Raw genomic sequence first — 5,460 nt, 5'->3', positions numbered from 1 at the left:
CCGTTCGCGGGATGAGCGAGCGCCTCAGCCCTCTGGGAGAGGAAGACGTAACACTTGCCGGCCTTATAAGCGCCGTCGCGGACCGCATGCAGCGGGTGCAATCGAAAGTGCGACTGTCGACCGACTGCTAAGAGAGAAGCTTGACGAACGAGCTGGATTCCGGCCTGCGCCGGAATGACGGTAGCCCCATGCGTTGGCGCCAGAACAAGTCTACCGTGGCCACTAGCGCCTCGCGCCGGCGCCAGTCGCACTTTCAATTGCACCCGCATGCAGGCATGCAGCCCCGCGCTTGACAGCCGCGCGCGGGGTGACGCAGACTGCCGCTTGCGCCGCATGCTCGCCCCTGGTCGGGCACGCCGTCGTATCGCCGTTCGTGCACCGGAGACCACAAGAATGAAGATCAAGACGCTTCTCTGGAGCGGCTTCGCGGCTGTCTCCTTCATGATGGCCGCTCTCGTCGTGACTGCAACGGTGCAGATGAACCTGATCGACAGGCACGTCGACAACATCGTCCGCGCGGCCCGCAACGAGTCGGCAGCGCGCGACATCGCTGCCCAGGTCAACAGCATGCGCCGCTACCAGCTCAATGCGCTGGTGGTGACCGCCGCTGAGCGTGACCAGGAGCTGGAACGGGTGACGACCGCGGGCAGGGAAGCCTCCCGTCTCGCCGAAGAGCTCGAGAAGACGCAACGCAACCCGGAAACGAGACAGCTCGCGGCCCGCATGCGCGAACTCAGCGAGCGCTACGCGCAAGGCAACGAACGGGTGAAGTCACTGGCGAGGGAGGGCCAGATCGATGCCATGCGTTCCCTGGTCCAGGGCGAGGCACGTTCGCAGCAGCGCGAACTGGCAGGCGAGAGCGAGAGGTTCATCCAGATTCAGCAGGACCGCAAGCTGCAGGCCGAAAGGGCTGCAGCCGAGGCACAGTCGCTGGCGGAGAGACTGATGCTGGCGCTGCTGGCCGTGGCCCTGCTGCTGGCCGTCGGAGTCGCTTTCCTGGTCACCCGCCGGATAAGCGGCCAGCTCGGAGGCGAGCCGGAGTTGGCGAGACAGTTGGTCGAGCGCATTGCCGGCGGCGACCTGAGCCAGGACCTGACACTGGTGGCGGGCGACACGCAGAGCGTGATGGCCCATCAGCAGCGGATGCAGGTACGGCTCCGGGCGATGCTGAAGGACGTTGCCACGACGGTCGCCAGCACGCAGCAGGCTGCACAGTCGCTCGCCACCTCGGCACAGCAGGTTGCACGCGCTTCGCACTCGAGCAGCGACTCCGCGTCGTCGATGGCAGCGGTGGTCGAGGAAATGTCGGTCAGTATCAGCGAGGTGACCGACAACGCCCGCGCCGCACTGAACACGGCAAGCAGCGCTTCCGGGCTCGCGGATGCAGGCAGGGACGTGATCGAGCAGGCGACGGACGAAATCAACCGCATCGCCGATACCGTTCGCCAGACCTCGCAGGCGATGCACGCCCTCGACGAGAGCTCGGCGAAGATCTCCACCGTCGTGCGGGTAATCAAGGAAGTAGCCGATCAGACCAATCTGCTGGCATTGAACGCGGCTATCGAGGCCGCGCGCGCCGGCGAGTCGGGACGCGGCTTTGCGGTGGTGGCTGACGAAGTGCGCAAGCTCGCCGAGCGCACGGGCAGGGCAACCAGCGAAATCAACGCGATGGTGATGCAGATCCAGCAGGAGACACGCAATTCCCTGCTTTCGATGGCAACCGCCGTCCAGCAGGTCGATCAGGGGGTCGCACTGGCCGGCTCCGCAGGCGAGGCCATCCGCAGCATCCGCGCCAGCGTCGAGCAGCTCGTGTCGGCGGTCAGCGAAATCGGCAATGCGATCGCCGAACAATCTGTCGCAAGCCAGGAGATCGCCCGCCGGGTGGAGCAGGTGGCACAATCCGCCGAGGAGGACAGCGCCGCCGCCCAGCAGACTGCCGCAGCAGCGAACCAACTCCAGGGGCTGGCAAACAATCTGGGCAATACGGTAGCCCACTTCCGGACCTGAAGCAGGAGCTGGGTCGGTGGCAGCCGCCGATCCGGGCGGCGCAAACGGTTCTCACGCGGCGAACAGCGGCTGGCCCCAGAGCGCCCAGGCAGCGACCGCGGCCCAGGCCGCCAACGTAGCAGCCAGGTTGAAAGCGGCGTTGTTCTGGTGAAACAGCTGCCAGTTCCAGTAGCCGACCGGTTCGCCCGTGGCCGGCAAGGCGGGCAGGAAGCGGCGTACGGTCGTGCAGTAGCGCTCGTAGGCTGTGCCGAAGATCGGCCGCAGATGCGCCTCCTCGCGCTGCACTCGCGCGTCCATGTAGAGCCAGTAGATGATCGTGTAGGCGAGCAGGATCCAGCCGCTCGCCAGCAGCATCAGGAAACCGAAGATGATGAAGAAGCGGCCCAGGTACATCGGGTTGCGAACCATCGTATACGGACCACGGGCAGTAAGGGTCGAGTTCTTGTCGAGCGAGGCAAAGCACCAAAGCTGGATGAACTCACCGCAGAGCGAGACGACGAATCCGGGCAGCAACCAGTCGCTGCGTACGAACTGGGCGACGACGATCATGCCAAGAATGACGATTGGCGCCCGCATGCGTACCAGAAGGCGGCGCAAGCCGGGATGGTGGAAGAGTCCGTTAGAGGTTTCCTTCATTCGTAGCCTTTCATGAGCTTGGTTCTCGGCGACTGGCGCGTCGCCTCTTGCTCAAGCCAAGATAGCCGCGCGGCAACCACAACTTGCGCCAACGGTTGCTGCGTTCGAAGCGGGCGCGCCGTTCGCCATCCATCGCCTGCGGCTGCCATGCGGCCCACTTCTTGTACACACCGGCCATGTCCAGTTCTTCGAGCAGTCGCCGCAGGCGGGACGGCATCCAGGACGTCGACACACTCGCCTGAAAGTCGATGATGCCCGGGGTTCCGTCCGGCAGCATCAGCAGATTGCCGGCACCCCGGGTGTCGAGATGGACGACGCCACGCGCATGGACGGCATCAAGCAACCCTTCGAGGTGCTCGAGATAGCATGGAGTGATCAGCGCGCGCTCGATCTTCGCCAAGCTGCGACCGGGGACGAAGCGGGCCGCAATGGCATGAGCATCGATCCGGAAGGCATCGGCCGGCGTTCCCGGGATTCCCCGGAGGCGCTGCAGGGCCCGCAGCTCGCGTCGCAGCAACAGACGACCGAGGGTATTGCGCACCCACCAGGAGCGACTGGCAAAGTCCTTCACTGTCCACTCCTCACCGGCAATCGCGACCCGTTCCACGCGCGCGTTGGCCCAGCGGCCATCGCGCAGCAGCGTGCGCTCTGCCCGGATCAGGTCGGCACGCGCGAAGGCGCGACGGTTGGCGGCGACAATGCGGTTCATGGGTTGTGTCGGTGCCCGCCAGAAGGGCGTCGCCTCGTCGATCCAGCGAATGGAAAATCGGGAGAGCCGCCTCCGGCTTCGCCACTGTAGCAGCTCTGCGATGACGCAATCGCGAGATTATCCCGAATCCTGCCGGCTGCAGTCAAACTGCAGCCAGCCGCAGGACGATCCCGCGATCCCCGGGTCGCGTTGCTCGCAGGCGCCGTTGACTCACGTCGGCCACCTTGGGCACGTTGCGCCCCGACCACTGACACTACAATGCCGCTCAACACGACACGTGTGACCGCCGTGAAAGGCTGCGGAAAGCGGAGAATTCGAGAGGAGGCACGGATGCAAAGACGGGTGAAGCTGGTTCTGTTGAGGCCGCTGCCGCTGGCGGGGTTCCTGTCACGACCACGCTGCGATCCAGCCGGCGGCTCAGGCCGCGGCGGGCGTGACCATTGATCGCCATGGCATCGGTCAACGATCTCGGACAACCGGTCGGTGAGCAGCTCTTTGGCTGGCGGGTCCCCCCGCATCCTCCTCGACGCGAGCTTGCGGGCAGTCTGGTCCGCCTCGAGCCACTTGCCGCCGAAAGGCATGCGGCGAGCCTGCATGCCGCCAATCAGCTCGACAGCCAGGGTCGAAACTGGACCTACCTCGGTTATGGTCCATTTGCTGAGGTGGGCGACTACGCCGCATGGATCGACACCAACTGCCGCGGCCCTGACCCTCTCTTCTATGCCATCGTCGAACAGGATTGCGATCTCGCAACCGGCGTCGCGAGTTACCTGCGGATCGCGCCGCCCAGCGGTACGATCGAGATCGGCCACATCAACTTCTCGCCACGCCTGCAGCGCACCGCTGCTGCGACCGAGGCGATCTACCTGCTGCTCAGACAGGCGTTCGCCCTGGGCTACCGGCGCTGCGAGTGGAAGTGCGATGCACTCAACTCGGCTTCGCGAGCCGCCGCGCTTCGCTTCGGACTGTCTTTCGAGGGAATCTTCCGCCAGGCGGCAGTGGTCAAGGGTCGCAACCGCGACACCGCCTGGTATGCTGCGATCGATCGCGAATGGCCCGCTCTGGCCGCAGCCTTCGGGCGCTGGCTGGATGGCAGCAATTTTGACAGTGCAGGGCGCCAACGTGTCTCCCTTGCAGCACTCACACGACAGGCGCGGCGCATCGCGCTGGGCGCAGACGATGCTCTCGGTGCCGCACCGGATCGACTTCTGTCGCCGTGAAACCGGCGAGCGCAAGCCAACCCATGTCCTGTACGACAAGCCAGCCGCCGTCATGGCGGTGTGCGCGACGGGCGCTGGCCCGGCACGACCGGCACTCGCGCCAGCCCGTCGGCGATCAAGCCTCAGCCTTGCCTTGCCCGCGTCATTTCGCGTTTCCCTGGCGGGCCGGGCAGCTTCTCCACCGTCAGGCCGACCGAGCGCATGTGTCTGCGAACCTCGCCCTTGGCGCAATAGGTCACCAGCACGGCGCCGGGACTCATGCAGCCCGCCAGTTTGGCAAAGACGTCGCGGGTCCACAGTTCGGGCTGTACCGCCGGCGAAAACGCATCGTGATAGACCAGATCGAAGTCGCCTTCCGGTTCGAAATCGCTGAAGCGGCAACGCCGTTTACGCAGGCTGAAGTGGTCATCGATCCTCTGCCACCCTTCCCACCCGCAGCGGTGCATGGTCTCGAAGGCGACGCGCGCGCCAGCCTCGCTCAACTGCTCGGGGTAGTTCAGCCTGCGGACGCAGTGCTCGTCAAGCTTATAGGGCTCCAGTGCCGTATAAGCCACCGGCAGGAGCCCTGCACGGCTGCGCGCCCAAGTCAGCAGGGCGTTGAGACCGGTACCGAAACCGACCTCGAGCACCCGCAACGGAGCCCGCGGCAAGCCCGCGGCAGCGCCGTAGCCGCTGCCGATGAAGACGTGCAGCGACTCCTGAAGCGCGCCATGCGAAGAATGGTAGTGCTCGTCGAGCGCCGGCAGGTAGAGCGAGTGCGAACCGTCTTCGGTCGCAACCAGCAGCCGTTCGCCAAAGGGCGCCTCAGGCATGGCCTTCCGGTGGGAAGAAAGGCAAAAGCCCTCGGCACGTAAGTGTTGAGGGCTTTTGTTGTGGATGGGGAGCCTG

At 65.4% G+C, this 5,460-nt stretch carries 5 protein-coding genes; 2 read left to right on the top strand and 3 right to left on the bottom strand.

The features are described 5' to 3' along the window. The first annotated feature begins 393 nt into the window (after nucleotides 1-393). On the top strand, nucleotides 394-2,007 hold the full coding sequence (locus NFW30_RS02885; RefSeq protein ID WP_295349752.1) for a methyl-accepting chemotaxis protein: 1,614 nt from the start codon (nucleotides 394-396) through the stop codon (nucleotides 2,005-2,007). Between the two features lie 51 nt (nucleotides 2,008-2,058). Here the strand turns inward: NFW30_RS02885 and NFW30_RS02880 are convergent, their stop codons facing one another. Next, a complete protein-coding gene (locus NFW30_RS02880; RefSeq protein ID WP_295349754.1) occupies nucleotides 2,059-2,643 on the bottom strand; it encodes an isoprenylcysteine carboxylmethyltransferase family protein in 585 nt (194 codons plus the stop codon). A gap of 10 nt (nucleotides 2,644-2,653) precedes the next feature. After that, on the bottom strand, nucleotides 2,654-3,352 hold the full coding sequence (locus NFW30_RS02875) for a hypothetical protein (protein WP_295349755.1): 699 nt from the start codon (nucleotides 3,350-3,352) through the stop codon (nucleotides 2,654-2,656). A 449-nt stretch (nucleotides 3,353-3,801) separates the two neighbouring features. Here NFW30_RS02875 and NFW30_RS02870 point away from each other — a divergent pair, with 449 nt between their 5' ends. Continuing rightward, a complete protein-coding gene (locus NFW30_RS02870) occupies nucleotides 3,802-4,572 on the top strand; it encodes a GNAT family protein (RefSeq protein ID WP_295349756.1) in 771 nt (256 codons plus the stop codon). A 122-nt stretch (nucleotides 4,573-4,694) separates the two neighbouring features. Here the strand turns inward: NFW30_RS02870 and mnmD are convergent, their stop codons facing one another. After that, nucleotides 4,695-5,384 carry a tRNA (5-methylaminomethyl-2-thiouridine)(34)-methyltransferase MnmD gene (gene mnmD / locus NFW30_RS02865; protein ID WP_295349757.1) on the bottom strand — a complete coding sequence of 230 codons (690 nt, stop codon included), beginning with the start codon at nucleotides 5,382-5,384 and terminating at the stop codon, nucleotides 4,695-4,697. Nucleotides 5,385-5,460: the final 76 nt, after the last annotated feature.

This window comes from Accumulibacter sp., from assembly GCF_023806635.1.
Classification (GTDB): domain Bacteria; phylum Pseudomonadota; class Gammaproteobacteria; order Burkholderiales; family Rhodocyclaceae; genus Accumulibacter.
The sequence above is the reverse complement of the archived record's forward strand: the minus strand, read 5'-3'. Positions and strand labels throughout refer to the sequence as shown.

Coding starts and splice junctions, on each gene's coding strand:
- NFW30_RS02885 (WP_295349752.1), top strand. CDS start 394: ATGAAGATCAAGACGCTTCTCTGGAGCGGCTTCGCGGCTGTCTCCTTC.
- NFW30_RS02880 (WP_295349754.1), bottom strand. CDS start 2,643: ATGAAGGAAACCTCTAACGGACTCTTCCACCATCCCGGCTTGCGCCGC.
- NFW30_RS02875 (WP_295349755.1), bottom strand. CDS start 3,352: ATGAACCGCATTGTCGCCGCCAACCGTCGCGCCTTCGCGCGTGCCGAC.
- NFW30_RS02870 (WP_295349756.1), top strand. CDS start 3,802: ATGGCATCGGTCAACGATCTCGGACAACCGGTCGGTGAGCAGCTCTTT.
- mnmD (WP_295349757.1), bottom strand. CDS start 5,384: ATGCCTGAGGCGCCCTTTGGCGAACGGCTGCTGGTTGCGACCGAAGAC.